Here is a 26,017-nt window from a genome sequence, read left to right on the forward strand (position 1 = left end):
TCAACCGACCAGCTGCTCGACGAACACGTGCGGCGTGAAGCCCGTCAGGTCGTCGATGCCCTCGCCCTGCCCGATGAGCTTGATGGGGATGCCGGTGCGCTCCTGCACGGCGAGGATGAAGCCGCCCTTGGCCGAGCCGTCGAGCTTCGTGATGACGAGGCCCGTGATGCCGGCGTGCTCGATGAAGGCCTGCGCCTGGCTCACGCCGTTCTGGCCGGTGGTCGCGTCGAGCACGAGCAGCACCTCCGAGATGGGCGATTGCTTCTCGATGACGCGCTTGACCTTGCCGAGCTCGTCCATGAGCCCGCCCTTGGTGTGCAGGCGGCCCGCGGTGTCGACGATGCACATCGCGTGGCCGTGCGCCTTCGCGGCCTCGACCGTCTGGAAGGCGACGGATGCCGGGTCCTGGCCCTCGCGCTCGGGGCGCACGATCGCGCTGCCGGCGCGCTGCGCCCACGTGGCGAGCTGCTCGACCGCGGCGGCGCGGAAGGTGTCCGCGGCGCCGACGACGACCGACTGGCCGTTGCGGACGAGGAAGCGGGCGAGCTTGCCGATCGTGGTGGTCTTGCCGACGCCGTTGACGCCCACCACGAGGATGACCGCCGGCCGCTCCTGCAGCGACAGCGTCGGGTCGTACGCGGCGAACCGCTCCTCGAGCCGCTCCCGCAGCATGCGCCGGAGGTCCTGCGGGTCGTCGACCATGAGGCGCTCGACGTCGGCGCGCAGCGCGGCGACGAGCTGCTCGGTGATGTCGGGGCCGAAGTCGGCGGTGATGAGGGCCGTCTCGAGGTCGTCCCAGGTCTCCTCCGTGATGGTCTCGCGCTGGAACATGCCCCGCAGGGCGCCGGAGAGAGACCACTTCGCTGCCATGGCTCCATGCTAGGCGGCGGGCCGGGTAGACTCGTCCCCTGGCGAAGGGGAGTATCCCGTCACGCCGCGATCGTCATCACGGAGCCCTCGGGCTCCCGGTCGCGGAGGCGCAGCAGCTTGCGCGGGAGAGACGTTCGCGTCCGTTCGCGCACCCCACCCGAGAGGCGTTCCGCTTGACTCCGTACCAGATCTTCGAGATCGCCTCCATGGCGATCCTCGTCGCCATCCTCATCTTCGACCTGCTGATCGTCGTGAAGCGGCCGCACGTGCCCTCCATGAAGGAGGCGACGACCTGGGTCGGCGTCTACGTCGGTCTCGCGCTCGTGTTCGCCGGCGTGCTGTGGGTGATGGGCGACGGCGTCAAGGCCGGCGAGTTCGTCACCGGCTGGCTGCTCGAGTACTCGCTCTCGATCGACAACCTCTTCGTCTTCATCATCATCCTGAGCCGCTTCACGGTGCCGAAGGAGATGCAGCAGCGCGTGCTCATGATCGGCATCATGATCGCGATCGTGCTGCGCGGCATCTTCATCCTCGTCGGCGTGCAGATCATCGAGTCGTTCTCGTGGGTGTTCTACATCTTCGGCGCCTACCTGGTCTACGTCGCCTGGAAGCAGGCCTTCGGCGACGAGGACGAGTCGGGCGAGAAGGACAACCTCATCGTGCGGCTGCTGAAGCGCCGCGTGAACTTCACCGACCAGTGGAACGGCGGCAAGACGTCGATGCAGATCGACGGCGTGAAGTACTTCACCCCGTTCCTGATGGTGATCATCGCGCTCGGCACGACCGACCTGCTGTTCGCGATCGACTCGATCCCGGCGATCTTCTCGGTGACGACCGACCCGTTCCTGGTCTTCGCCTGCAACATCTTCGCCCTCATGGGCCTGCGCCAGCTCTACTTCCTGCTCGGCGGCCTGCTCGACCGCCTGGTCTACCTGCACTACGGCATCGCGGCGATCCTCGCCTTCATCGGCGTGAAGCTCGTCTTCCACGCCATGGAGGTCAACGAGCTCCCGTTCCTCAACAACGGCGAGCCGATCGAGTGGGTGCCCCACATCGAGACCTGGCACTCGCTCATCGTCATCCTCGCGTCGATGGTCATCGCGACCGTCGCATCGCTCGTGCGGATGCGCGTTGCGGCCAAGGAGACCGGCGACGCGTCGCTGCACCTGGGCCTCTCCGAGGCCGAGCTCGGCGCCGACGGGCACTACCACATCGTCGACGCCACGGGCACGACGTTCTACCGCCCGCTGCGCGTCGAGTCGACGCACACCGGCGGCCTCAAGGTCGTCGACGCGAAGGGCAAGGAGGCGCCCGCCGCCGACTTCCACGAGGACGTGCTCCGCGAGGCGGCGCACGAGGACATGGAGCCGGAGGCCATCGACGAGGTGCGCCGGCGCCTCGCGGAGGGCCACATCCTCGGCGAGCGCGAGCTCGACGAGCGCGACGACCGCAACGTCTGAACCGACCGTGACCGGAGCGCCCGGCATCCTCGCGTGGCTCGCGCCGCGCGCGGTGCCGGGCGTCGAGGTCGTGGCGCCCGACGGCTACCGCCGCGCGCTCCCCGGCCCGCGGGTGGCGCGCGCCGAGGTCGCCGACGGGTTCGCGCGCACAGACGATCCCGACCTCGCGCGCGTGTTCGACCTGGGCGCCGACGGCACCGGCGGGGCGGATACGCGACGGGCGGCCGATGAGCGGCTCGCGTGGGCCGCGGCGCGGCACGGCGTCCCGGCGCTGGCGGCCGCGATCGCGGCGGCCCCCGCGCTGGCGCAGCCCGGCTGCGCGGACGCGCACGAGATGCTCGTGCGCGCGATCGTGGGCCAGCAGATCACCGTCGCGGCGGCGACGCTGCAGCTGGGGCTGCTGGCGGCGCTCGGCGACCCGCTGCCGCCGGCGCTCGCCGAGGAGGGGGTCGACCGCTGCTTCCCGACGATGGCGCAGGTGGCGGCGGGGGCCGACGTGCTGCGCGGCCCGGCCGCGAAGACGGCCGCCGTGCGACGGGCCGCCGAGGCGGTCGCGAGCGGCGCGATCGACGTCTCCCCCGCATCCGACCTCGACGCCATGCGGCGGCAGCTGCTGGGGCTCAAGGGCATCGGCCCGTGGACGGTCGGGTACCTGTCGCTGCGGCTGGGCGACCCGGATGTGCTGCTGCTCGGCGACGTGGCCGTGCGGAAGGGCGCCGGGCGGCTCGGGGTCGCCGACCTGCCCGCGCTCGCGGCCGACTGCGCCGGCCACCGGTCGGCGCTCATGCTGCGCTGCTGGGCGGCCAGCACCAAACCTTCGACCGCAGGTTGAACCCACTTCCACGGGGCCACTTGCGCCGCGGGTCGGCCGGGCGCATGATGATCCCACCTTCTTCGGAAGGGGATCCTCTTCGGAGGATCGGAGGCCCCGAGCACTCATACTGCTCGGGGCCTCCGCCTGTTCGGGGACGCCCCACCAGCCCCCGGAAGCACGAAGCCCGGCCACCTCATACGTGGCCGGGTTCCTGTGCATCCATCCGAGCAGACGTGCGCGTCCGCGCGGTGGAGCGCGGTCGGCGTGTCGGTGACGGGCGGGTGAACGCGCGGTGGACCGGGCCGGGGTCAGGTGCGCCGCGTGGCCGTGACGGTGAACTTCGGGTCGCGGTGCACCTGCCGCGTCGGGCCGATGCGGTCGAGCTGCTGCCGGTAGCCGAGGTGGCTGTTCCAGACGCACCACAGCTCGCCGCCCGGCGCGAGGGCGCGGCCGGCGTCGGCGATGAGGCGCTCGGCCGCGCCTGTGTGCACCGCGGCGCCGATGTGGAACGGCGGGTTGAGCAGGATGAGCGGCGCTGACGCGTCGGGCACGCCCTCGAGCCCGTCGGCGCGGCGCGCGCCGACGCGGTCGGCGACGCCGTTCGCCTCGGCGGTGGCGCGCGTCGAGGCGATCGCCGCCTCGGAGGCGTCGAGCGCGAGCACCTGCACGTGCGGGCGGCGCAGGGCGAGCGCGACGCCGAGCACCCCCGTGCCGCACGCGAGGTCAATCGCGTGGGACGCATCCGGCATCGCGTCGAGGTGCGCGAGCAGCGCGCGGGCGCCGATGTCGATGCCGGTGCCCGCGAACGCCGCGCCGTGCGCGACCACGACGAGCGGCAGGCCGTCGAGGTCGTGCCGCCTGGTGCGGGGCCACGAGATGCCGGGGCGGGTGGGGTCCTCGGCGTGCAGCACGCGCGACTTGCGGCGGCCGAGCGACGCGTGCACGCTGCGGAAGCTGCGGCCCAGCAGCGCGTTCATGCCCATCGTCATGTGCTTGACGCGGCCGCCGGCGACGACCCGCACCCGGTCGTCGGCGTAGGTGGCGACGAGCTCGGCGATCTCGTCGAGGGCGTCGAGCGAGCGCGGCAGCTGCAGGAGCACGAGCCGGGCGCCCTCGACGAAGGATGCGTCGAGGCCGTGGTGCGCGAAGCCGGCCATGCCGAGCTCGGCCGCGTTGGCGTCGAGCGCGCGCTCGCCCACGATCGAGTCCTGGTGCACGCGCACGCGCTCGGCGCCCGCCTGCAGCGCACCGAGCGTGAGGGCCCCGTGGCGGTCGCCGATCACGACGACGTCCGCGGGCAGCCGGCCGCCGCGCATCGCCTCGTCGAGGATGAGGGCGTCGGATGCGTCGTGGGCCTGCAGCGTCGGATCCTCCACGTCGGGCCTGCGGCGCAGGCGGGCGAAGAGGGCGTCGCGGTCGGTCACGTCGTCGATCCTCCCAGGTCGCGGACGCGCGAATCGCGCCGAACGTTGGGATGTGGTTCGGGCACCGCAGACCTACCGTGATGCCATGAGAAGCATCGTGCTGGCCGGCTGCGTCGCCGCCGCTGTCGTCTTCGCCGTCGCGGGCTGCGCGGCGAACCCCGGGGCGAGCCCCGGCACCGAGCCCACCGCATCCGACTCCCCCACCGCGCCCGCGCCGCCGGTCGTGACGGGCGAGGAGGCGCAGGCCCGCCTCGCCGACCTGCCCATGCTGAGCGCCGTCGAGCCGCGCATCGCGATCGGCACCGTGCTCGAGGGCGCCGACGGCACGCCGATGCTGTGCCTCGGCGCGGTCGCGGAGTCGGCACCGCCCCAGTGCGCCGGGCCGGCGCTCGCCGGCTGGGACTGGGCGGCGGTCGAGCACCAGGAGACGTCGGGCGTGCGATGGGTGCAGGGCGTCGCGATGCAGGCGACCTACGACGCCGAGTCGCAGACGGTCACGCAGGTCGGCGCGCTGCTCGACCTCGCCGCCATCACGCTGCCGGCGATCGAGCACTCGACGGGCGACCTCGACGAGGCGACGATCGCCGCGGTGCAGGAGGACCTCATGACGCTCGACCGGCCGGATGTGCTGGGGCACTTCGGGCTGGACGGCATCGTCGTGCTGCAGGTGCTCTACGACGACGGCTCGATGCAGGCGGCCGTCGACGACATCTACGGCGAGGGCGTCGTCTCCCTGGAGTCGGCCCTGCGCTGACCCCGCACCCGCTGGTCGACCCGCACCCGCTGGTCGACCCCCGCGTCCCGCTGGTCGAGCCGTCGGCCGAAGGCCGACGAGTCGAGACCACCCGCGACCGCGCGTTCCCCCGCTGGTCGAGCCGCCGGCCGCAGGCCGGCGAGTCGAGACCACCCGCCGCGCCTCACCTCCCGCCGGTCGAGCCGCCGGCTCCACCCACCTCCGCTGGTCGAGCCGCCGGCCGCAGGCCGGCGAGTCGAGACCAACCGCCGCGGAGGATCACCCCGGCGATCGCCCACTCACCCCCTCGCCCTCCGCCCGCCCCGCACGTGCGCGAGCCGCGAGATCTCAGCGAAGTCGCCGCGGATCAGCGCTTCCCGCTTCGCCCTGCTCCAGCCCTGGATCCGCTTCTCCATCGCGAACGCGTCGGCGATGCTCTCGAGGCCCTCGCACCAGACCAGCTCCACCGGCAGGCGGTGCCGGGTGTACTGCGCCCCGAGACCGCGCCGGTGGAGAGCCAGGCGCTCCTCGAGATCTCGCGTGCTGCCGACGTAGTAGCTGCCGTCGCGGCAGCGGAGCATGTACACCCATCCCATGCGTGTGAGGCTGGCAGGCGGATGCACGGGGCGGGGCGGGCGGTGCGGGTGCCTGTGGATGGCGGGTCGGCCCGGTGGTCGAGGTGCGGCGAGTGGTCTCGACTCGTCGGCCTGCGGCCGACGGCTCGACCAGCGGAGGGGGCCATCGACCGGGGTGGTCTCGACTCGTCGGCCTGCGGCCGACGGCTCGACCAGCGGAGGGGGGCATCCGCTGCGGTGGTCTCGACTCGTCGGCCTTCGGCCGACGGCTCGACCAGCGGAGGGGAGGCTCGACCAGCGGAGGTGGCGGGGGCGGCGGAGGGGGCTACGCGTCGACGGGCTCGCGCTCGCGCGTCGTGCGCTGCCCGACGACCGCCGAGACGCCGTCCTGCCGCATCGAGACGCCGTAGAGCGCATCCGCGATCTCCATCGTGCGCTTCTGGTGCGTGATGATGATCAGCTGCGAGCTCTCGCGCAGCTGCTCGAAGACCGTCAGCAGGCGACCCAGGTTGGCGTCGTCGAGCGCCGCCTCGACCTCGTCCATGATGTAGAACGGGCTCGGCCGGGCCTTGAAGATCGCCACCATGAGCGCCACGGCCGCGAGTGACCGCTCGCCGCCCGAGAGCAGCGAGATCCGGTCGATCTTCTTACCGGCGGGCCGCACCGTCACCTCGACGCCGGTGTTCAGCAGGTCGTCGGGGTCGGTGAGCGCGAGCGCGCCGGAGCCGCCAGGGAACAGGATCGGGAACACCTCGGTGAACGCCGCCTTGGTGTCCTCGAAGGCCGCCGCGAAGATCGCCTCCATCGTCACGTCGAGGTCGGCGATGATCTGCTCGAGGTCCTTGCGGGTCTTCGCGAGGTCGGAGAGCTGCTCGGTGAGGAACGTGTGGCGCTGCTCGAGCGCCGCGAACTCCTCGAGCGCGAGCGGGTTGACGCGGCCGAGCCGCGCGAGCTTGCGCTCGGCGTCCTGCAGCCGCGCCTGCTCGGCCTTGCGGTCCCAGCCCTCCTCGGGCGCGTGCTCGGCGACGAGCACGGCCTCCTCGAGCCCCAGCTCGCTGCCGGCGCGCTCGAGCAGGTTCGACAGGTGCAGCCGCTGCTCGTACGTCTCCATCTCGGCGACGTGCACGTGCTCGGTGAGCTCCTGCAGCCGCTCGCGCAGCACCGCCTCGTCGCGCCGCAGCCGCCCGAGCTCCTCGTTGCGGTCGCGCCGGGCGGCCTCGCGCTCTGCGAGCACCGCGCGCGCCTCCTGCACCGAGCGCTCGGCGACGCCGAGCACCGGCGGGATCGCCGCGAGCACACGCGACGCCTGCTCGCGCTGCCGCTCGCGCAGCACCGCGCGTCGCGCGGCCTCCTCGGCGCGCGCGCGCTGCGCCTCGACGTCGCGCTCGAGCGCGGCGGCGCGCGCGAGCTCGGCACGCACGCGCTCGCGCGCCGTCTCGAGCTCGACGCGCAGGTCGGTCTCGGCGCCCCGCGCCGCCTCGAGCTCGGCGAGCAGCCCGTCGCGGGCGGATGCGTCGAGCATCGGGCGGGGCTTGTCCTGGAAGCGCTCGAGGGCGAGCTCGGCCGCCTCGACGGCCCGCCGGGCCTCGTCGATGCCGCCGCGCGCCTCCGCGAGCGCCGCGGCCGCGCGGTCGTGCTCGCCGGTCGCGGCCTCCAGGCGCGCGCGAGCCCGGCTGCGCTGCTCGCCCCTCGCCGCCGACGCCGCATCGTGGGCGCGGAGCGTCTCGAGCGCCTCGGCCGCCGCGCGCTTCGCCTGCTGGTGGGCCTGGCGGGCGTCCTCGAGTGCGCCCGCCTCGCGCTCGATCGCGGCCCGGAGCTCGTCGAGCCGCTCGATGGCGGCGTCGCGCTCGGCGAGCAGCTCGAGCCGCGACTGCGCGTCGTCCGAGCCTCCGCGCATGAGGTACTCGCTCACGTAGTCGCCGCGCCGCGTGACGATCGTCACCGGGGCGCCGAGCTCGAGCGCCGCGATGCGGGGCCCGGCGTCGCGCGCAGCCTCGATCGTGTCGACCACGAACGTGAACGCGAGCACGCCGAGCACGCCGGCCGGCGCATCCACGACCGTCGGCGCGTGCACGGCGCCCTCGACCTCGGGCACGTCGGGGCGCATCGGCACCGCGTCGCCGACGACCGCCTCGATGCGGCCGAGGCCCGCGTCGTGCGCGTGCTCGATCGCCGCGGCCGCGGCATCGCGCGTCTCGGCGAGCACGGCCTCGCCGAGCGTGCCGAGCGCCGCCGCGATGGCGGCCTCGAAGCCCTTGCGCACCTTCACGCGCTCGGCGACGAGCCCGGTGACGCCGGCGATGCCGGCGTCGAGGATGCCGGCGGATGCGTTGCCCGTCTCGAGCGCGGACGTCAGGGCCGACGTGCGGGCGGCGAGGGCGTCGCGCTCGCGCTCGACCGCGTGCAGCGCATCGCGCCGCTCGTCGAGCGCCGCCGAGAGCGCGGCCTGCGCCTCGTCGGCGTCGCGGTACGCGCCCGCGAGCGACTCCGCGTCGCCCGCCTCCTGCTCGTCGCCGAGCGCGCCCGCGGCCTCGGTCGCCTCGGCGAGCCGCTGCCGGGCGTTCGCGAGCGCGGTCTCGCGCCGCGCGACCTCCGCCTCCCGGGCGGCGAGCGTCGACTGCGCGACCTCGACCTTCGAGCGGTGCCCCGCGGCCTCCAGGTCGTGCTTCGACACGAGTGCGGCCTGCGTGGCGATCTCCTCGTCGAGCGAGTCGAGCTCGGCGCGGGCGAGGGCGGTCGCGGCCGCCGCCTTGCCCAGCCGGCCCTCCGCATCCGCCACCCGGTCGCCGAGCGCGGCAGCCTCGTCGCGCGCGGCCTGCACCATGTCGGGCGTCACGAGCGGTGCGGCGTCGCCGAGGTCGGGCGCCTCCTCGAGCAGCGCGAGGCGCTGGCCGGCGAGCGCGTGCAGCGACTGCAGGCGCGAGAGCTCGCGCTCGAGGCCGTGCGCGACGGTGCGGGCGCGGTCGACGTCGTCGCCGACCATCGATTCCTCGATGCGGCCGGCGCGCAGCCGCGCCTGCTCGAGCTGCTCCTGCAGCACGATGCGCTCGGACTTCCGCTCCGACTCGGAGCGGGCGGCCGACTCGAGCTGGGCGCGCAGGCCCAGCACCTCGTCGGCGATGAGCCGGGCGCGCGCGTCGCGCACCGTCGCCTGGATGGTCGCCGCCTCCTTGGCGATCTCGGCCTGCTGGCCGAGCGGCTTCAGCTGCCGCCGGATCTCGCCCGCGAGGTCCTGCAGGCGCGTGAGGTTGGCCTGCATCGCGTCGAGCTTGCGGAGGGTCTTCTCCTTGCGGCGACGGTGCTTGAGGATGCCGGCGGCCTCCTCGATGTAGCCGCGGCGGTCGGCCGGCGTCGCCTGCAGCACGTTGTCGAGCTGGCCCTGGCCGACGATGACGTGCATCTCGCGGCCGAGGCCGGAGTCGCTCAGCAGCTCCTGCACGTCGAGCAGCCGGCACGACTCGCCGTTGATCGCGTACTCGCTCCCGCCGTTGCGGAACAGGGTGCGCGAGATCTGCACCTCGGCGTACTCGATCGGCAGCGCGCCGTCGGCGTTGTCGATCACGAGCTCGACGTGCGCGCGGCCCAGCGGGCCCGACGTCGCGGTGCCGGCGAAGATGACGTCCTCCATCTTGCCGCCGCGGAGCGTCTTCGCCCCCTGCTCGCCCATCACCCATGCGAGCGCGTCGACGACGTTGGACTTGCCGGAGCCGTTGGGGCCGACGACGCACGTGACGCCCGGCTCGAACTGGAAGGTCGTGGGGCGCGCGAACGACTTGAAGCCCTTGACGGTGAGGGTCTTGAGGTGCATGCGGCTCCCGGGTCGTGCTCAGGCCACCGTAGCCGCGCGGCGGCCCGTTGCGCGCCAGGCGCGCGCGCGGCTAGTCTGCAAGGCTGCCCGCCGGCACGGTGCCGGTGCGAGCGGCGGAACCCCATGCAGATCGACATCCGCCCCTTCCCGCTGCCCGCGAGCCCCGACGAGCCTGGCGAGGCCGGCGACGCGCTTCGTCGCTCGCACGAGTTCAACGAGCGCAGCAACGTGCTCCGCTACACCGAGGGCGTCTACGTGAACACGCCCGTCGAGCACCTCGCGTCGCTGCGGCCCACCCACGACGGCCGCGTCGACCGCCTGCTGGCGTGGGCGGGCGACGACCTCGTCGGGGTCCTCACGATGTACGCACGGCTGCTCGACTCGGTCGACATGACCGAGGTGACCGTCGAGCCCGAGCCCCGGCTGCCGCTCGACGCGCAGCGCGAGGTGGCGGAGGCGCTCGTCGCCCGCGCGCACGAGGAGGCGGCCCGCGACGGCCGCACGACGATCGTGGTGTCGGCGATCGGCGCGGCGAACGGGCCCGTGACCGCGCGGACCGGCTTCGGCGGCGCCGACCCGGCGGAGCCCGGCACCGCGCCGCTCGTCGCGCGCGGCTACGAGCTCGAGCAGGTCTATCGCGTCTCGGTCGCCGAGCTCGCGGCGCTGCCCGACCTCGACGAGCGGCACGCCTCGGCGCTCGCACGGGCGAGCGCGTACGAGCTCGTGCGCTGGCAGGGCGAGACGCCTGCCGAGCACCGCGAGAGCATGCGCGCGCTGCACGAGCGCATGTCGATCGACGCCCCCGTCGCAGGGCTCGCCCTGGAGCCCGAGACGTGGGACGACGAGCGGCTCGCAGCGTTCGAGCAGTCGAAGCAGGAGGGCGGGCGCACGCTCCTGACCGTCGCCGCCCGCGAGCGCGCGACGGGCGAGCTCGTCGGCTTCACGACGCTCATCCTGCCCACGAGCGGCGCGACCGCGCGGCAGCACGACACGCTCGTCACGACCCCGCACCGCGGCCACGGCCTCGGCATGCTCATGAAGCTCGACAACCTGCTGCGGCTGCGCGAGCTGCGGCCCGACCTCGTGCGGGTCGTGACCTGGAACGCCGAGGAGAACCGTCCGATGCTCGCCGTGAACGAGGCATCCGGGTTCCTGCCCGTCGCCTACGAGGCGCAGTGGCAGTGGAAGGAGCCGCAGCCGTGACCGGCCACCGCGAGCTCGAGTGGATCGAGCTGCAGCGCCCCGCCGACGACTTCGACGAGCCGGCGCTCGCGCTCGTCGCGCGCTACGCCGACACCGCCAACCGCGTGACGCAGCACTTCTGGGGCGACGAGGCGTTCGACACGACCGTCGACGAGCTGGTCGCGAAGCTGCGCCACGACGAGGACTCGATCTCGCGCCGGTTCCTCATCGTCGAGGACGGCGTCGACGTGGCCCGCTGCGTCGCCGCGATCGGCCGCGAGGAGGGCGCGCGAGCCGCCTACCTCTCGGCGTGGGTCGTGCCCGAGGCGCGCGGCCGCGGCATCGGGCGGGCGCTCATGGAGCGCCTCGAGCCGGTCGGGGCCGAGCTCGGCGCCACGAGCCTGCAGGTGTGGGTCGACCATCGGCCGCCCGCCGAGGGCGACGCGGGCCTCGCGCCCGAGAGCGGGCACGGCGCGATCGCGGCCGACGCGCCCGCCCACCTGCTCACCTCCCTCGGCTACCGCCTCGAGCAGGTCGAGCGCATCTCCGAGCTCGACGTCGAGCGGGCCCAGCACGAGCTCGAACGGCACAGGGCGGATGCGTCGGCGCGCGCGGGCGAGGCCTACGAGGTGCGCTCGTGGGAGGGCGCGACGCCGCCCGAGCTGCGCGACGCGATGGCTGCCCTGCACGCCCGCATGGCGACCGACGCCCCGGCCGCGGGCCTCGACGTCGACGAGGAGACGTGGAATGCAGCCCGGCTGCAGCGCTACGAGGCCGAGATGGCCGAGGCCGGCCAGACGCCGCTGCAGGCGGCCGCGCTCCACCGCGCGACGGGCGAGGCGGTCGCGTTCACGATCCTGGTGCTGCCGGAGCCCGGCAAGCCGGCCTTCCAGGAGGACACGCTCGTGCACGCCGACCACCGCGGGCACCGCCTCGGCATGCTCGTGAAGGCCGAGAACCTGCTGCAGCTCGGCCGCCGCCACCCCGACCGCACCCGCGTCATCACCTGGAACGCCGAGGAGAACCGGCCCATGCTCGCCGTCAACGAGGCGCTCGGGTTCGCGCCGATCGGCGTCGAGGGCGGCTGGCAGCGGCGGCTGCGCGCCGGCGACGAGGAGGGCACAGCCGCGCCTGGCACGATGAGCGCATGACCGACGCCGCCCCGAAGGCCCAGCCCGACGCATCCACGACCGGCATCGCCGCCGAGCTGCGCAAGGCGGTCGTGGGGGGCCTGACCCGCCCGCGCGCGTACCGCGAGCAGCAGCTCGACGCGCTCAGGCGGATGCTCGTGCAGCACGTGAGCGCGTGGGAGTCGGCGCTGCGCGACGACCTCGGCAAGAGCGCGATCGAGGCGCACCTGAGCGAGATCGGCTTCACGATCGCCGAGGCGCGCCACGCGCGCCGGAGCCTGCGCCGGTGGATGGCCGCGACGCCCGTGCCCGTGCCGGTCGCGCTGCAGCCGGCGAGCGCCCGGATCGTGCCCGAGCCGCTCGGCGCGACGCTCGTCATCGCGCCGTGGAACTACCCGCTGCAGCTCGCGCTCGGCCCCGTCATCGGCGCGATCGCCGCCGGCAACGCCGTCGTCATCAAGCCCAGCGAGCTCGCCCCGGCGACGTCGCGGCTGCTCGCGACGCTCGTGCCGCAGTACCTCGACCCGCGCTCGGTGCGCGTCGTCGAGGGCGGCGTGCCCGAGACGACGGCGCTGCTCGAGCAGCGCTGGGACCTCATCTTCTACACCGGCAACGGCCGCGTCGCGCGGATCGTCGCGGCCGCCGCGGCGAAGCACCTGACGCCCACGGTGCTCGAGCTCGGCGGCAAGAGCCCCGTCTACGTGCACCGCTCCGCCGACATCCCGGCGGCGGCCCGCCGGATCGCCTGGAGCAAGTGGCTGAACGCCGGCCAGACGTGCGTCGCGCCCGACCACATCCGCGTCGACCGCGAGGTCGAGGCCGAGCTCGTCGAGGAGCTGCGCCGCGCGACCGCCGAGCAGCTCGGCGACGCGCGCACCTCGCCCGACTACGCGCGCATCATCAGCGCCGCCCACGCCGAGCGCCTGCAGGGGATGCTGGCCGACGGCACCGTCGTCACCGGCGGCGAGGTCGACGCCGAGGCCCGCTACGTCGCGCCCACGATCCTCACCGACGTCGACGAGTCGGGGGCGGCGATGCAGGAGGAGATCTTCGGCCCGATCCTGCCTGTGCTCCCCGTCGACGGCGTCGACGGCTTCCTCGAGACGATGCGCGGCGCCGACAAGCCGCTCGCGCTGTACGTCTTCGCCCGCGACGCCGACGTGGTGCGGCGCGTCGAGCGCGAGACCTCCTCGGGCGCGGTCGGCGTCAACGTCGCGCTCGCCCAGTACGGCGCGCGCACGATCCGCTTCGGCGGCGTCGGCGAGAGCGGCTCGGGCGCGTACCACGGGCGGCACTCGTTCGAGGCGTTCAGCCACCGCAAGCCCGTGTTCTCGAAGCCCACCGCGGTCGACACGCTGCGGATGGTCTACCCGCCGTTCACGCCCTGGCGCGAGCGGATCACGCGCCGGCTGATGGGCTGACGCGCCGCCGCCTCAGCGCTTGGGCGCGATGTGCGCGGCGGCCCAGCCGACGAGCGGCTGCAGGTCGTCGACCGTGTCGAAGAGGGCGTCGAGCAGCCCCGGTCCCGAGGCGTCCGCCGGCGACAGCTGCCGCCTGGCCGTGAGCCACTTGCGCCGCAGCAGCGCGATGCGCGGGTGCGCGGGGTCGACGCCGCGCGGCGCGGTCTTCAGCTGCTCGCCGCCGAGGTCGTACCCGGCGTGCTCGAGGTCGGCGACGATGCGCTCGAGCTCGGTGCCGGGCGCCGCCGCCTCCACGGCCGCGCGGTAGGCCTTCGTGAAGGTCGCGTCGCCGAAGAAGCCGCCGCCGAGCGAGACGCCCGAGGCGTCGAGGTTGACGAACCAGCCGATGCCGGGCGCGCGCTGCGCGAAGAGCCCCTGCCGCGTCTTGTACGGCGTCTTGTCGTGGCTGAAGCGCACGTCGCGGTACGGCCGGTAGAGCTTGACGGCGCTCGCGATGGGCTCGAGCTCCTCGGCGAGCGCCTCGAACGGCGCCCGCACGGCCGCGTCGTAGCGGGGCTTGTTGTCCTGCCACCACGGCTTCTCGTTGTGCGCCTCGAGCTCGCGGTAGAAGGCGAACGCGTCGGGGGTGAATCCTTCGAAGGCCATCCCTCGAGCCTACGCGCGGCCGCCGCTGCCGGCGCCGTCAGGCGCCGACGCCGCGCGGCCTGCGCTGGCAGCGCGGGCAGCGCGTCGACGAGCGGTTGGCCCACGGCTCGCGCACCATCGTCGCCCCGCAGCGCGGGCACGGCAGGCCGCCGCGGCCGTAGGCGTTCAGGCGGTGCTCGAAGTAGCCGGCCTGGCCGTTGACGTTCACGTACTGCGCGTCGAACGACGTGCCGCCCTCGGCGAGCGCCTGCTCGAGCACGTCGCGCACGTCGGCCAGCAGCGCGAGCGCCCGCGCCTGCGTCAGCCGCTCCCCCGGCGTCGCGTAGTGCAGGCGGCTGCGCCACAGCGCCTCGTCGGCGTAGATGTTGCCGATGCCCGACACGAGCGTCTGGTCGAGCAGCGCCGCCTTCACGCCCTGCCTGCGTCGTCGGAGCCGTCGGGCGATGGCGGATGCGTCGAAGGCGGGGTCGACCGGATCGAGCGCGATGTGCCCGGCCTGGTCGGGCACGCCGTCGACGAGCGGGCGCACGGCGAGGCCACCGAAGATGCGCTGGTCGGCGAAGCGCACCTCGAGCGCGCCGCGACCGGCCGCGTGCAGCGACGGCTGGTCGAGGAGCAGGCGGATGCGCGTGTGGCGGTCGGCGGGTGCGCCGACCTCCCGCACGAGCAGCTGGCCGGACATCCCCAGGTGCGCGAGGAGCGCATCCGTCGTCTCCGGGTCCCGGCCGCCGTCGGGCCCGTCGGCCGGGCTGTCCCCAGGGGCGCCGAGCAGCGGCACCCACAGGAACTTGCCGCGCCGCGCGGGGGCGCCGAGCGCGCGGCCGACGAGGGCCGCCTCGAAGGCGGCGGCGTCGCCGGGGTGGCGCGCGATCGATCGGCTGTCGAGCACCTCGACGCCCTCGACGCGGGCGCCGGTGACGGCGGGCGCGAGGCCCGCGCGCACGACCTCGACCTCGGGCAGCTCCGGCACGTCAGGCGCCCGGGGCGGCCGCAGCCGCCTCGGCGGTGAGGCGGCTGTGCGCGGCCAGGGCTGCCGCCATCTCGGCGACCTTCTTGCTCGTGCCCGTGCCCTCGGCGACGACCTCGCCGTCGATGCGCACCCGCGCGGCGAACGTGCGGGCGTGATCGGGCCCGGTCGCCTCGAGCTCGTAGGCGGGCGCGCCCATGCCGAGCGCGGCCGCGACCTCCTGCAGCGCCGTCTTCGGGTCGAGCGCGGCGCCCGTGCGGCCGGGGTCGTCGAGCAGCGGGCCGACCAGGCGCAGCACGAGGTCGGCGGATGCGCGGTGGCCGGCGCTCAGGAACGCGGCGCCGAAGAGCGCCTCCATGGTGTCGGCGAGGATCGACGCCTTGCCGGCGCCGCCGGACGCGGCCTCGCCCTTGCCGAGCAGGATGTGCTCGCCGAGCCCGATCGCGCGCGCAACCTCGGCGAGCGCGACGGTCGACACGACGCCGGCGCGGCGCTTCGCGAGCTCGCCCTCGGTCGAGTCGGGGAAGCGGCGGTACAGCTCGATCGTGATCGCCTGGCCGAGGATCGAGTCGCCGAGGAACTCGAGGCGCTCGTTGTGCGGCACACCCCCGTGCTCGTACGCCCACGAGCGGTGCGTGAGCGCCAACGACAGCAGCTCGGGGTCGATGTCGACCCCGAGCTGCTCGAGCAGTCGGCGCTGGCCCGCGGGAACCGCGTGGTCCGTCATGCGACGAAGGATCCGCGAGGGATCAGACGTCGGCGACCCTGCGGCCCTTGTACTCCATGTACAGCGGCGTGCCGGCCGAGTCCTCGACGACCTTCGCGCGGTGCGGGAGGCTGTAGACGGTCTTGCCGCCCTCGACGGTCTTAACCAGCTTGGGCGCCTCGGCCTTCCACTGCGAACGGCGCGCACGGGTGTTCGACCGCGACATCTTCCTCTTGGGAACAGCCATTGCTCACTCCTTCTTCGACGCCTGGGCGTCATCATCCGACGGTTCGTCGGCTACGTCTTGTGCGAATCCCTGGAGTGCTGCCCATCGCGGATCGATGGTCTCCTCCGGCACGAGATCGGTGCCCGGCTCGAGCCGCTCCCCTGTCTCAGGATCAAGCCCTGAGCAGTCCGGTCGGTCGACCGGCTGGAACGGCAGCGCCAGCACGACCGCGTCCCTGACTACCGGAAGGAGGTCGACAGTTTCGTCGACCACGAGATAGTCGGATTCCGACGCACCATCATACGCGAAGAGCTCGAGGAAGTCGACATCGACGTCCAGGTCGAACTCCACGAGGCAGCGCGCGCAGGTCGCGAGGGCCGTGACGGAGGCCGTGCCCGTGGCGAGGATGCCCTCGTGGACGCTCTCGAGGCGCACGTCGAGGTCGATCGGCTGGTCGGGCAGCACCGCGGCGAGGCCCTCGCCGACCTTCTCCCCGAAGGGGGCGGTCTCCTCGACCTCGCGCATCCGGCCCGGCTTGTGCACGATGTCGCGCACGCTGAGCGCGAACGGGTGGGGGGTGGCCATGCCTCCAGTCTACGGGCGGCGCGGAGGTGCTCCCGCCGCGCCGCCTCGCAGCTCGGGGCCGCCGCTCCCGCTCCCGCTCCCCACCCCGCTGGTCGAGCCGCCGCGCCGTCGCTCCCGCTCCGCCGGTCGAGCCGCGCGGCCGCCGCTCCCGCCCCGCTGGTCGAGCCGCGCGGCCGCCGCTCCCGCTCCGCTGGTCGAGCCGCGCGGCCGCCGCTCCCCTCCCGCTGGTCGAGCCGCGGCGCCGCCGCAGGCGGCTCCGCGAGTCGAGACCACTCCGCGACGTGCTCGCCCGCTCCCCATCCCGCTTGGTCCGCGACGTGCCCGCTTGCTCCCCTTCCCGCTTGGTCGAGGAGCGCGCGGGCGCAGCCCGCCCGCGTCACGAGACCACGTGCGGCCGGGCGTGGGGTGGTCTCGAGACGGCCGGCTCCGCCGCCCTCCTCGACCAGCGGGGTTGGGCGGTGGCCAGGCGGATGCCATGTCAGTGCCCCGTGGTCCCATGCCTGCATGGACGGCGACTGGGGCCTCGACGCGGAGGACTACATCGCGTCGATCCGCGCCGGCGCGATCGACCCGTATGGCCGCAGCGCGGCCGAGCTCGAGGACGAGCTCGCCGCGTTCGACCGGGACTGGGGCGAGCGGCTCGCGGCGCTCACGCCCGACGAGCTGGAGGCGGTCGTCGAGGGGCGCATGCAGGTCCCGCCGTTGCCCGGCCCGGCCGAGTCCGAGCGCGCGGCGTGGCTGCGCCGCGAGGAGCAGTTCACCGGCCAGATCAAGGCGCTGCAGGCGCAGCGGGCGCGCCTCGAGGCGCGCGAGCGGGAGCTGCTCGCCGGCCGCTTCCAGCGCGTCCGCGACGAGGGCGGCGAAGTCGTGACGGCGCTCAAGGAGGCCGCATCGATCCTCGCCGCCGAGCTGCGCCAGTCCGACCGCGGCATCGAGCAGCGGATGGCCACCGCGTGGCAGATCGTCACCGAGCTGCCCGCCGCGCACGAAGCCCACAAGACCGGCCGCATCAGCGCCGGCCACCTGCGGGTCATCGAGCAGGCCACCCACCCGCTGCGCATCGACGTGGACGCCGACCCCGCCGAGCGCGCCCGCGTCGAGCGGGAGCTCGTCGCGATCGCCGAGACGACCACGCCCGCCCGCCTGCGGTCGCGGTCGAAGCGGGTCGTCGACCGGGTGCTCACGCAGCCGCTGCAGCAGCGGCACCGGGTGGCGATGGAGCGGCGCGACGTGTGGATGGTCGACGCCGGCGACGGGATGGTCGACATCGGCGCCCGCGTGCCCGCGGTCGTCGGCGCCGGCATCTTCGACCGGCTCACGCAGGCCGCCCGCGGCAAGCCGAAGGACGACCCGCGCACCTGGGACCAGTTCCGCGCCGACGCGTTCAGCGAGCTGCTCCTCACCGGCCAGACCCCCGACGACCTGCACGCGACCAACGCGCTGACGGCCACCGTCGCGATCACCATCCCGGCGACCGAGCTGCTGCGCGACACCGACGACGCGGACGAGCCGCAGCTGCGCTTCCCCGCGCTGCTCGACGGCAGGATCCTCGTCGACCCCGCCACCGTGCGCACCCTCGCCGCCGACACCGCCACCTGGGAGCGGCTCTTCACCCATCCGGTGACGGGGTTGCCGGTCACGGTCGACACGTACCAGCCGAGCCGGGCGCAACGGCGCTGGCTGAGAGCGCGGGATGGCCGCTGCCGCTGGCCAGGCTGCGCGCACCCCGTCGCCCGCGCCGACCTCGACCACACGCTCGACCACGCATCGGGCGGACCGACGAGCATCGAGAACCTGGCGCACCTGTGCAGGCGCCACCACGTGATGAAGCACTCGACCCGGTGGGGCGTCCGGCAGCTGCCCGACGGCGTGCTCGAGTGGACGACACCGGTCGGCGCCGTCCTCCGCGACGAACCCGAACCGCAGGGGCCGGTCTTCGCCGAGCGCGACCCCATCTGGGGACTTCCCGTCACCGCCTGCACCGCACCACCCGGCGTCCCGCCACCCTTCTGAGCCTCGTGGGTTGCGCGGGCGCGGCAGCCCCGGCAGATCAGGCGAGCGACAGCACGAACGACAGCACGAAGCCCGCTGCCGTGCTCATAGCGACGGCTGGCCCTCCGTGCTCGTAGGCCTCCGGCATCAGCGTGTCGGCCAGGGATGCGATGACCGCGCCCGCCGCGAAGGCGAGCGGCAGCGAGATGGTCTGCTCGTCGACCACCGCGAGGGGGCCGGCGCCGAGCACCACCCCGCCCACGAGCAGCAGCGCACAGACCGACCACAGCCCCAGGATCTTGCCCCTCGACAACCCCTGCGCGCGCATCGACGACGCACCGACGAGCGCTTCCGGCAGGTTCGAGACGAAGATGGCGGCGAGCAGCGCGAGCCCCCCGGAGCCCTCGCTCAGAGAGACGCCCATCGCGACGTTCTCCGGCACGCCGTCGAGCGTGACCGCAGCGAGCAGCGCCAGCCCCGCCGCACCCCGCGTCGTCGCCTTCGTCGCCGGGCGATCGGACGCCGCCGCGTCCGTGTCGAGCTTCGCGCTCCCCGGGTGCTCGTCCGCCGCCTTCCCCTTGCCCGGCTGCGCGGCCCGATCGAGCAGCGCACTCAGCAGCGTGAAGACGAGCGCGCCGACGAACAGGCCGATCGCCGCGCGCCAGATGCCGCCCTTCTCGAAGGCGTCCTCGAAGAGCTCGAACGCGAGCGCCGTGATCAGCGCGCCCGCCGCGAACGAGAGCAGCACGGCGAGCAGCCGCTTCGGCAGCTCGAACCGCACGCCGATCAGCGCGCCGATGAGCAGCGCGCTCGAGGCGATGGCGCCGAACAGCAGAGACTGCCCCATGCGGTCAGGGTACGACCGAGGCGGCTGGCGTGGGGGACGGATCCCGTCGCGGCTCGAGCGCGGGTGTCGGTGCCATGATGCTCACGTGTCAGCGACCCGCGCCGTTCCCCTCGCGCTCATCGGCTGGCTCGTGTGCGTCGAGCTCACGAGCGGCGTCCTGCAGGGCTGGTACGTCACCCTCACCCCAGACATCGCCCGCCACCTGTCGGTCACCGATGCCGACGTCAACTGGTTCGAGGCCGGGCAGCTGCTGCTGTCGGCGCTCATGGTGCCCGTGCTCGCCAAGCTCGGCGACATGCACGGCCACAAGCGCATGCTGCTGCTCTCGACCGTCATCACCGCCGCCGCGAGCTGGTGGATGGCGTTCTCGGGCGACTTCTGGAGCTACCTCATCGCCTTCTCGCTCCAGGGCGCCTACTCCGTGTGGCTGCCGCTCGAGGTCGCCCTCATCTTCGACCGCGGCCGTCGCACCGGCGCCGCCGCCTCGACCACCCGCCGTGCCGCGGGCCTGCTCGTCATCGCGCTGCAGGCGGGCGCGATCCTCGGCGCCCTCGGCTCCGCGATCGCGCTCGGCGCCTTCGGCGAGGCGATGAGCCCGACGCTCATGGTGCCGGCGGCCATGGTGACGCTGACGTTCTTCGCGATCCTCTGGGGCGTGCCGGAGTCCGAGCCGCTCCCGGGCCGCAGCCTCGACGCCGGCGGCTTCGTGCTGCTCGCGCTCTCGCTCCTCACCATCACCTCCGGCCTCACGTTCCTCAAGATCGGTGGGGCGGATGCGTGGTGGGGCTGGGCGGTCATGCTCGTCGGCGTGGCGCTGCTGCTGCCGTTCGGCCGCTGGGTGCTCGGCCGCGACGACCCGGCGATCGACCTGCGCGTCATGCGCCGGCCCGAGATGTGGCCCGTGCAGCTCACCGCAGGGCTCGTCGGCGTCAGCCTGCTCGGCGCGCAGACGCCGCTCGCCACCTACGCCGGCACCGACCCGTCGCTCGGCTACGGCCTCGGGCTCGACGCCTCCGGCCGCTCGATCCTCATCGGCGTCTACCTGCTCTCGCTCATCGTCGGCGCAGGCCTCCTCGCGGCGCTGTCGGCGCGCATCCGCCCCCGCCTGCTGCTGATCGTGGCGGCCGCGCTCGTGGGCATCGGCTACCTGCTGCTCGTGCCCTTCCACCTCGAGGTGTGGCAGGTCTTCGCCTGCATGGCGATCGCCGGCGTCGGCTCCGGCGCGCTCGTCGGCGCGCTGCCGGCGGCCGCGGCGGCGGCAGCGCCGCGCGGGCAGACCGGCGTCGCGGCGGCCATGACGAACACCACGAAGACGATCGGCGGCTCGTTCGCGTCGTCGGTCTTCGCGATCGTGCTCGCAGTCGGCGCGATCGGCACGGCCGCGAGCCTCGGCGGCTACATCGTCGTCTGGATCGTGTGCGGCGTCACCGCGCTCGTCGCAGCCGCGGGACTCGTCGCCGTGCCGCGCCTCGCCTTCGCCGACCCCGATCCCGAGCCGGAGATCGCGCCCGCCGCATCCACCCGGTGACACCTGAGACCCCGACGCCCCGACGACCTGAGGAGGACCCATGCCCCTCTACGCAGTGCTGATCTACGCCGACGACTCCGCCCACGCGCTCGACGCGACCGCGGCCGACCTCGGCGAGCCCGACGGGCACGGCGACGAGCTCGCCGCATCCGGCGCCATGCGCGCGGCCTACGCCTTCACGCCGCGGGCGCTCGCGAAGACGATCCGCCCCGACGGCGTCACCGACGGCCCGTTCCTCGACGCACCCCAGGCGGTCGCCGGCGTGTACGTGATCGAGGCGGCCGACGAGGATGCCGCGCTCGCGATCGCCGGCACCAACCCCGTCATCCGCGGCAGCGGCGGCTTCGAGGTGCGCCTCGTGCACAGCGGCGGCACCATCCCGCAGCCGTAGCCGCGGCCCCCGCACGGCGCGGGGCGATCGCTCAGGCCTTCGCCTGCAGCGGCCCCTTGTGCACCATCCACGGGTGCGTCTGCGCGACCGGCTTGATGATCGTCTCGTCGACCGACACGTGCCCGGGCAGGGCGAGGATGTCGGTCATCACCTTGGCGACGTCGTCGGCCGAGAGCGGGTCCTGCACGTCCTTGTAGACGGCGTCGGCCTTCGCCCGGTCGCCGCCGAAGCGCACGAGGCTGAACTCCTCGGTCCACACCATCCCGGGCGCGACCTCCATCACCCGGATCGGCTCGCCGTGCAGCTCGAGCCGCAGCACGTCGACGAGCTGCTTCTCTGCCGACTTCGCGGCGTTGTAGCCGGAGCCGTTCTGGTACGCGACGGTCGCCGCGATCGACGTGACGACCATGATCTCGGCGTAGCCGCCATCGGCCGTCGACGCGCGCAGCAGCGGCAGCACCGCGTCGATGACGCGCTTCGTGCCGATGACGTTCGCCTCGAACATCCACCGCCAGTCCTCGATCGTCGTCTCGCCGAGTGGCGCCGCGCCCTTCGCCCCGCCCGCGACCTGCACGAGCCCGGTGGGCCGGAACGCGGCAGCCGCGTGGGCGAGCCGCTCGATGTCGGCCTCGTCGGTCAGGTCGGCCGAGAGCACCTCGCAACCGGTCTCCGCGCGCAGCGCCTCGAGCCGCTCCGCCCGGCGCGCGACAGCCAGCACCGTCCAGCCGCGCGCGACCGACTGCCGCACCACCGCCTCCCCGATGCCGCTCGACGCCCCCGTGATGATCAGCCGCTTCTCGCTCATGCCGCCATGCAAGCATCCGACGACCGCCCGGCGCCACTCGGCGGGCCCCGCCGCGCAGCCGGCGCCCGCGCCCGAGTGTTACGCCGCGCGTCGCACCCGCCTGGCGCGCAGCGCCCGGACGGCGCACGCTGGAGCACGACCTGAGCCCCAGCCCACCCGAGGAGACCGCGATGAGCGACTGGAAGTTCGAGACCCTGCAGGTGCACGCGGGCGCGCAGCCCGACCCCACCACCAAGGCGCGCATCGCGCCCGTCTACCGCACCACCTCCTACGTGTTCGACAACGCCGACCACGCCGCCCGCCTGTTCGGCCTCGCCGAGTTCGGCAACATCTACTCGCGCATCATGAACCCGACCAACGAGGTCGTCGAGCAGCGCATCGCCGCGCTCGAAGGGGGCAGCGCCGCCCTCCTCCTCGCCTCGGGCCAGGCCGCGACCACCTACGCGATCCTCAACATCGCGAACGCCGGCGACCACATCGTCTCGTCGTCGTCGATCTACGGCGGCACCTACAACCTCTTCCACTTCACGCTGCGGAAGCTCGGCGTCGAGGTGACCTTCGTCGAGGACCAGGACGACCTCGACGAGTGGCGCCGCGCCATCCGCCCCAACACGAAGGCGCTGTTCGCCGAGACGATCGGCAACCCGCGCATCAACCTGCTCGACATCGCGGGCGTCTCGAGCGTCGCCCACGACGCCGGGGTGCCGCTCATCGTCGACAACACGATCGCGACGCCGTACCTCATCCGCCCGCTCGAGCACGGCGCCGACATCGTCGTGCACTCGGCGACGAAGTTCCTCGGCGGCCACGGCTCCGTCGTCGCCGGCGCCATCGTCGACGGCGGGCGCTTCGCGTGGTCGGCGTCGGACAAGTTCCCGGGCCTCACGACGCCCGACGAGTCGTACCACGGCGTCACCTTCACCGAGGCGCTCGGGGACGCGATCGCCTACATCATCAAGGCGCGCGTGACGCTGCTGCGCGACGTCGGCGCATCCTCCTCCCCCGACACCGCGTGGCAGCTGCTGCAGGGCATCGAGACGCTCTCGCTGCGCCTCGACCGCCACGTCGCGAACGCCACCGCCGTCGCGCAGTTCCTGCAGGCGCACCCGCAGGTGACGCAGGTGCACTACGCGGGCCTCCCGTCGAGCCCGTGGCACGAGCGCGGCCAGCAGATCGCGCCGCGCGGCACCGGCGCGGTGCTGTCGTTCGAGCTCGCCGGCGGCGTCGAGGCGGGCAAGGCGCTCGTCGAGTCGCTCGAGCTCTTCAGCCACCTGGCGAACATCGGCGACGTGCGCTCGCTCGTCATCCACCCGGCCTCGACGACCCACGCGCAGCTGACGCCCGAGCAGCAGCTCACCGCCGGCGTCACCCCGGGCCTCGTGCGCCTCTCGGTCGGCATCGAGCACGTCGACGACCTCATCGCCGACCTCGGCCGCGGCCTCGAGGCGGCCGCCGCGAAGGCGGCGGAGCTCGACGCGGCCGCGGCCTGAGACCGGGCGGAGGCGGGCACCCGTGGACTGGCAGCTGAGCGACGACGCCCAGCCCGCCGCCAGGGTGCCCGCCGCCCGGCTCGCCGACCCCGCATCCACCCACGCCGCCGCGACCGACGCGCGCCCCGTGCCCGTCACGGGCGCCTGGCGGCCCGGCGACGACCCCGGCGACCGGCGCTTCGCCCGCATCGGCGACCTCGCGGTCGAGGCGGGCGGCACGGTGGCGGATGCGGTGCTCGCCTACGAGACGTGGGGTCGCCTCGACGAGCGGCGCGGCAACGCCGTGCTCGTGCTCCACGCGCTCACGGGCGACAGCCACGTCCGCGGCCCCGCGGGACCCGGGCACGCGACCGCCGGCTGGTGGGAGGACGTCGTCGGCCCGGGCCTCGCGATCGACACCGACCGGTTCTTCGTCGTCGCCCCGAACATGCTGGGCGGCTGCCAGGGCTCCACCGGGCCCGCATCGCTCGACCACGACGGCGTCGAGTGGGGCTCCCGCTTCCCGCGCGTCACGATCCGCGACCAGGTGGAGGCGCAGCGCCGCCTCGCCGACGCGCTCGGCATCGAGCGCTGGCACGCGGTCGTCGGCGGCTCGATGGGGGGCATGCACGCGCTCGAGTGGGCGATCGAGCACCCCGAGCGCGTCGGCAGCGCGGCGCTGCTCGCCTCCAATGCGGCGACGAGCGCCGACCAGATCGCCCAGAACACGCTGCAGATCGAGGCCGTCACGACCGACCCGGGCTGGCTCGGCGGCGACTTCTACGACCTGCCCGGCCACGCGGGCCCCGCGCGCGGGCTCGCCCTCGCGCGCCGCATGGCGATGCTCGGCTACCGCTCGCCGCACGAGCTCAACGAGCGCTTCCGGCGCGAGTGGCAGTCGAGCGTCGACCCGCTCCACGGCGGCCGCTTCCAGGTCGAGTCGTACCTCGACGTGCACGGCAACCGCTTCACGCGCCGCTTCGACGCGGGCTCCTACGTGCGGCTCGTCGACGCGATGAGCACGCACGACGTCGGGCGCGGCCGCGGCGGCGTCGAGGCTGCGCTCGAGCGCGTCACCTCACCGGCGCTCGTCGTCGGCATCACGAGCGACCGGCTCTTCCCGGTCGCCGATCAGCAGCGGCTCGCGGCCGGGCTCCCGACGAGCGTCTCGGGCCCCGAGCCCGTCGTGCTCGAGAGCGGCTTCGGCCACGACGCCTTCCTCATCGAGTCCCGCCGCGTGGGCGACCTGCTCGCGACGCTCCTCGGCTGAGACGGCGAACGGCCCGCGCCGCGCGGCCCGCAGCAGCATCCACACCGCGCCGACGAGGATGCCGACGTGCACGAGGTTCCGCACCGTGAGCAGCAGCACGGCGGCCGGATGCGCGACCACGAGCCAGTCGTAGGTCCAGGGGAACTGCACCTGGGTGAGCACCGCGACGAGCGCGATCGCCCCGACGCCCCGCCAGTGCCGGCGCGCGCCCGCCTCGGTGAGCAGCAGCGCGGGCACGATGAGCCACAGCACGAACTGCGGCGAGCCGACCTTGTTCGTGACGATGAGCGCCGCGACCATCGCCACCGCGAGCCACACGATCGCCTCGCGCCCGTGCGAGCGACGCACCGCGATCGCGCCGACCGCGCACAGCAGCACCACGACCGCCACGAGCACGGGCGTCGCGAGCGCCGAGACCGTGCGCACGCCGTCGCCGCCCACCTGGAACGTCCAGATCTGGCGGTCGAAGAACACGAGCGCCTCGTCGACCGTCGCCGCCCACATGTACGGGGTCGCCGCGATCGCCTCGATCTGCAGCCCGCGGTCCTCCTGCTGCGTCAGGAACGACAGGGGGTGCTCCGACCCCAGCAGGAGCGCGACGCCCAGCACCGCCGCCGACACGAGCGCGCCCGCGGCGAGCACGCGCATCCGCTCCCGCCGCGCGATCAGCATCGCGAGGTAGAGCACGCCGGGCCACACCTTCATCCACGCCGCGACGGTGAACGCCGCCGCCGCGATGCCCGGACGGCCCCCGCGCAGCACCGCGAGGCCGATGATGCAGACCGCGACAGCGACCGTGTCGATGCGGCCGAGCGCGACGGGCCCGAGCGCGAGCTGCAGCCCGAGCCACGTCCACGCCATCGTGCGCCCGCGCGGCACGTCGAGCAGCATGCGCAGCGCGACCGCGTCGAGGGCCGTCACCATCAGCATCCACACGAGCGGCAGCGCATCCGGGCCCAGCACGTCGGCCACGAGGATCGGCGCCCACGCCAGCAGCGGGTACACCCACGGCACGTCGACCCCGAGCCACTCCCCCTGCTCGCCGCGCTCCACCCACGACGGGTAGACGTAGAGCACGTCGCCGTAGGCGTCCGAGACGCTCGGGATGGAGAGGATCGCGAGGAGCGCGTGCACGCCCCCGAACGCGAGCCACAGCCACGCCCGGTCGC

The 26,017-nt window shown here is 74.1% G+C and carries 21 protein-coding genes and 2 pseudogenes; 11 read left to right on the forward strand and 12 right to left on the reverse strand.

Annotated features, from left to right (window positions below; genetic code table 11):
- Positions 1-870 (reverse strand): signal recognition particle-docking protein FtsY, encoded by an 870-nt coding sequence (ftsY, locus tag MU522_RS12760; protein ID WP_246991518.1) that lies wholly within the window; start codon positions 868-870, stop codon positions 1-3.
- 206 nt (positions 871-1,076) lie between these two features.
- Between ftsY and MU522_RS12765 the strand changes: the two are divergent.
- Positions 1,077-1,991, forward strand: a pseudogene (locus tag MU522_RS12765) (TerC/Alx family metal homeostasis membrane protein); the annotation flags it as partial.
- A gap of 346 nt (positions 1,992-2,337) precedes the next feature.
- A complete protein-coding gene (locus MU522_RS12770) occupies positions 2,338-3,162 on the forward strand; it encodes a hypothetical protein (protein WP_246991520.1) in 825 nt (274 codons plus the stop codon).
- Positions 3,163-3,452: 290 nt separating this feature from the next.
- Here the strand turns inward: MU522_RS12770 and MU522_RS12775 are convergent, their stop codons facing one another.
- On the reverse strand, positions 3,453-4,568 hold the full coding sequence (locus tag MU522_RS12775; protein WP_246991522.1) for a class I SAM-dependent methyltransferase: 1,116 nt from the start codon (positions 4,566-4,568) through the stop codon (positions 3,453-3,455).
- Positions 4,569-4,653: 85 nt separating this feature from the next.
- Here MU522_RS12775 and MU522_RS12780 point away from each other — a divergent pair, with 85 nt between their 5' ends.
- Complete coding sequence (locus MU522_RS12780) at positions 4,654-5,322, forward strand: hypothetical protein (protein WP_246991523.1); 669 nt, start codon at positions 4,654-4,656, stop codon at positions 5,320-5,322.
- 278 nt (positions 5,323-5,600) lie between these two features.
- On the opposite strand, the gene MU522_RS12785 is transcribed toward MU522_RS12780, so the two are convergent.
- Positions 5,601-5,897, reverse strand: a complete 297-nt coding sequence (locus tag MU522_RS12785) for a GIY-YIG nuclease family protein (RefSeq protein ID WP_246991524.1) — start codon at positions 5,895-5,897, stop codon at positions 5,601-5,603.
- Between the two features lie 304 nt (positions 5,898-6,201).
- Positions 6,202-9,684 carry a chromosome segregation protein SMC gene (gene smc, locus MU522_RS12790; protein ID WP_246991525.1) on the reverse strand — a complete coding sequence of 1,161 codons (3,483 nt, stop codon included), beginning with the start codon at positions 9,682-9,684 and terminating at the stop codon, positions 6,202-6,204.
- Between the two features lie 123 nt (positions 9,685-9,807).
- Between smc and MU522_RS12795 the strand changes: the two genes are divergently transcribed.
- Genes MU522_RS12795 through MU522_RS12805 form a run of 3 tightly spaced genes read left to right on the forward strand, consistent with a single transcriptional unit; the run spans position 9,808 to position 13,417 of the window.
- A complete protein-coding gene (locus MU522_RS12795; RefSeq protein WP_246991527.1) occupies positions 9,808-10,887 on the forward strand; it encodes a GNAT family protein in 1,080 nt (359 codons plus the stop codon).
- Positions 10,884-12,017: a GNAT family N-acetyltransferase gene (locus tag MU522_RS12800; protein ID WP_246991529.1), complete on the forward strand. Its 1,134-nt coding sequence runs from the start codon at positions 10,884-10,886 to the stop codon at positions 12,015-12,017. Before MU522_RS12795 ends, MU522_RS12800 begins: the two co-directional genes overlap by 4 nt.
- Entirely contained in the window at positions 12,014-13,417 is a 1,404-nt protein-coding gene (locus MU522_RS12805) for an aldehyde dehydrogenase family protein (protein WP_246991531.1), read from the forward strand. The genes MU522_RS12800 and MU522_RS12805 overlap by 4 nt, the downstream gene beginning before the upstream one ends.
- Positions 13,418-13,429: 12 nt before the next feature.
- Here the strand turns inward: MU522_RS12805 and MU522_RS12810 are convergent, their stop codons facing one another.
- Genes MU522_RS12810 through MU522_RS12830 form a run of 5 tightly spaced genes read right to left on the reverse strand, consistent with a single transcriptional unit; the run spans position 13,430 to position 16,546 of the window.
- The gene (locus MU522_RS12810) at positions 13,430-14,062 is read right to left on the reverse strand and encodes a DUF2461 domain-containing protein (RefSeq protein ID WP_246991533.1); all 633 of its coding nucleotides are present in this window, start codon (positions 14,060-14,062) and stop codon (positions 13,430-13,432) included.
- A gap of 37 nt (positions 14,063-14,099) precedes the next feature.
- Complete coding sequence (gene mutM, locus MU522_RS12815; protein WP_246991536.1) at positions 14,100-15,032, reverse strand: bifunctional DNA-formamidopyrimidine glycosylase/DNA-(apurinic or apyrimidinic site) lyase; 933 nt, start codon at positions 15,030-15,032, stop codon at positions 14,100-14,102.
- A 1-nt stretch (position 15,033) separates the two neighbouring features.
- Positions 15,034-15,756 carry a ribonuclease III gene (gene rnc / locus MU522_RS12820; protein ID WP_246991546.1) on the reverse strand — a complete coding sequence of 241 codons (723 nt, stop codon included), beginning with the start codon at positions 15,754-15,756 and terminating at the stop codon, positions 15,034-15,036.
- Between the two features lie 22 nt (positions 15,757-15,778).
- Entirely contained in the window at positions 15,779-15,982 is a 204-nt protein-coding gene (gene rpmF / locus MU522_RS12825; protein WP_128190241.1) for a 50S ribosomal protein L32, read from the reverse strand.
- Between the two features lie 3 nt (positions 15,983-15,985).
- Positions 15,986-16,546 (reverse strand): YceD family protein, encoded by a 561-nt coding sequence (locus MU522_RS12830; protein WP_146356846.1) that lies wholly within the window; start codon positions 16,544-16,546, stop codon positions 15,986-15,988.
- 504 nt (positions 16,547-17,050) lie between these two features.
- On the opposite strand from MU522_RS12830, the gene MU522_RS12835 reads away from it, so the two are divergent.
- Positions 17,051-18,559 carry an HNH endonuclease signature motif containing protein gene (locus tag MU522_RS12835; RefSeq protein WP_246991548.1) on the forward strand — a complete coding sequence of 503 codons (1,509 nt, stop codon included), beginning with the start codon at positions 17,051-17,053 and terminating at the stop codon, positions 18,557-18,559.
- 37 nt (positions 18,560-18,596) lie between these two features.
- Here the strand turns inward: MU522_RS12835 and MU522_RS12840 are convergent, their stop codons facing one another.
- Positions 18,597-19,385, reverse strand: coding sequence for a ZIP family metal transporter (locus MU522_RS12840; protein ID WP_146356842.1), 789 nt, complete (start codon positions 19,383-19,385; stop codon positions 18,597-18,599).
- Between the two features lie 85 nt (positions 19,386-19,470).
- Here MU522_RS12840 and MU522_RS12845 point away from each other — a divergent pair, with 85 nt between their 5' ends.
- Positions 19,471-20,913 carry an MFS transporter gene (locus tag MU522_RS12845; RefSeq protein WP_246991550.1) on the forward strand — a complete coding sequence of 481 codons (1,443 nt, stop codon included), beginning with the start codon at positions 19,471-19,473 and terminating at the stop codon, positions 20,911-20,913.
- 40 nt (positions 20,914-20,953) lie between these two features.
- Positions 20,954-21,304, forward strand: coding sequence for a YciI family protein (locus MU522_RS12850; protein WP_246991552.1), 351 nt, complete (start codon positions 20,954-20,956; stop codon positions 21,302-21,304).
- A gap of 31 nt (positions 21,305-21,335) precedes the next feature.
- Here MU522_RS12850 and MU522_RS12855 read toward each other — a convergent pair whose 3' ends face one another.
- Positions 21,336-22,109 carry an SDR family oxidoreductase gene (locus tag MU522_RS12855; RefSeq protein ID WP_192575890.1) on the reverse strand — a complete coding sequence of 258 codons (774 nt, stop codon included), beginning with the start codon at positions 22,107-22,109 and terminating at the stop codon, positions 21,336-21,338.
- A gap of 170 nt (positions 22,110-22,279) precedes the next feature.
- Here MU522_RS12855 and MU522_RS12860 point away from each other — a divergent pair, with 170 nt between their 5' ends.
- Together MU522_RS12860 and MU522_RS12865 are read left to right on the forward strand one after the other, a co-directional pair.
- A complete protein-coding gene (locus MU522_RS12860; RefSeq protein ID WP_246991554.1) occupies positions 22,280-23,599 on the forward strand; it encodes a bifunctional o-acetylhomoserine/o-acetylserine sulfhydrylase in 1,320 nt (439 codons plus the stop codon).
- Between the two features lie 22 nt (positions 23,600-23,621).
- Positions 23,622-24,848, forward strand: a complete 1,227-nt coding sequence (locus tag MU522_RS12865) for a homoserine O-acetyltransferase (RefSeq protein ID WP_246991557.1) — start codon at positions 23,622-23,624, stop codon at positions 24,846-24,848.
- 294 nt (positions 24,849-25,142) lie between these two features.
- On the opposite strand, the pseudogene MU522_RS12870 reads toward MU522_RS12865, so the two are convergent.
- Positions 25,143-25,982 (reverse strand): annotated as a pseudogene (locus MU522_RS12870) (glycosyltransferase 87 family protein); the annotation flags it as partial.
- Between the last annotated feature and the right edge of the window lie 35 nt (positions 25,983-26,017).

The organism is Agrococcus sp. SCSIO52902, assembly GCF_022983135.1.
In the GTDB taxonomy this organism is placed as follows: Bacteria; Actinomycetota; Actinomycetes; order Actinomycetales; family Microbacteriaceae; genus Agrococcus; species Agrococcus sediminis.

Coding starts and splice junctions, on each gene's coding strand:
- ftsY (WP_246991518.1), bottom strand. CDS start 870: ATGGCAGCGAAGTGGTCTCTCTCCGGCGCCCTGCGGGGCATGTTCCAG.
- MU522_RS12780 (WP_246991523.1), top strand. CDS start 4,654: ATGAGAAGCATCGTGCTGGCCGGCTGCGTCGCCGCCGCTGTCGTCTTC.
- MU522_RS12785 (WP_246991524.1), bottom strand. CDS start 5,897: ATGGGATGGGTGTACATGCTCCGCTGCCGCGACGGCAGCTACTACGTC.
- smc (WP_246991525.1), bottom strand. CDS start 9,684: ATGCACCTCAAGACCCTCACCGTCAAGGGCTTCAAGTCGTTCGCGCGC.
- MU522_RS12795 (WP_246991527.1), top strand. CDS start 9,808: ATGCAGATCGACATCCGCCCCTTCCCGCTGCCCGCGAGCCCCGACGAG.
- MU522_RS12805 (WP_246991531.1), top strand. CDS start 12,014: ATGACCGACGCCGCCCCGAAGGCCCAGCCCGACGCATCCACGACCGGC.
- MU522_RS12810 (WP_246991533.1), bottom strand. CDS start 14,062: ATGGCCTTCGAAGGATTCACCCCCGACGCGTTCGCCTTCTACCGCGAG.
- rnc (WP_246991546.1), bottom strand. CDS start 15,756: ATGACGGACCACGCGGTTCCCGCGGGCCAGCGCCGACTGCTCGAGCAG.
- rpmF (WP_128190241.1), bottom strand. CDS start 15,982: ATGGCTGTTCCCAAGAGGAAGATGTCGCGGTCGAACACCCGTGCGCGC.
- MU522_RS12830 (WP_146356846.1), bottom strand. CDS start 16,546: ATGGCCACCCCCCACCCGTTCGCGCTCAGCGTGCGCGACATCGTGCAC.
- MU522_RS12835 (WP_246991548.1), top strand. CDS start 17,051: ATGGACGGCGACTGGGGCCTCGACGCGGAGGACTACATCGCGTCGATC.
- MU522_RS12840 (WP_146356842.1), bottom strand. CDS start 19,385: ATGGGGCAGTCTCTGCTGTTCGGCGCCATCGCCTCGAGCGCGCTGCTC.
- MU522_RS12850 (WP_246991552.1), top strand. CDS start 20,954: ATGCCCCTCTACGCAGTGCTGATCTACGCCGACGACTCCGCCCACGCG.
- MU522_RS12855 (WP_192575890.1), bottom strand. CDS start 22,109: ATGAGCGAGAAGCGGCTGATCATCACGGGGGCGTCGAGCGGCATCGGG.
- MU522_RS12860 (WP_246991554.1), top strand. CDS start 22,280: ATGAGCGACTGGAAGTTCGAGACCCTGCAGGTGCACGCGGGCGCGCAG.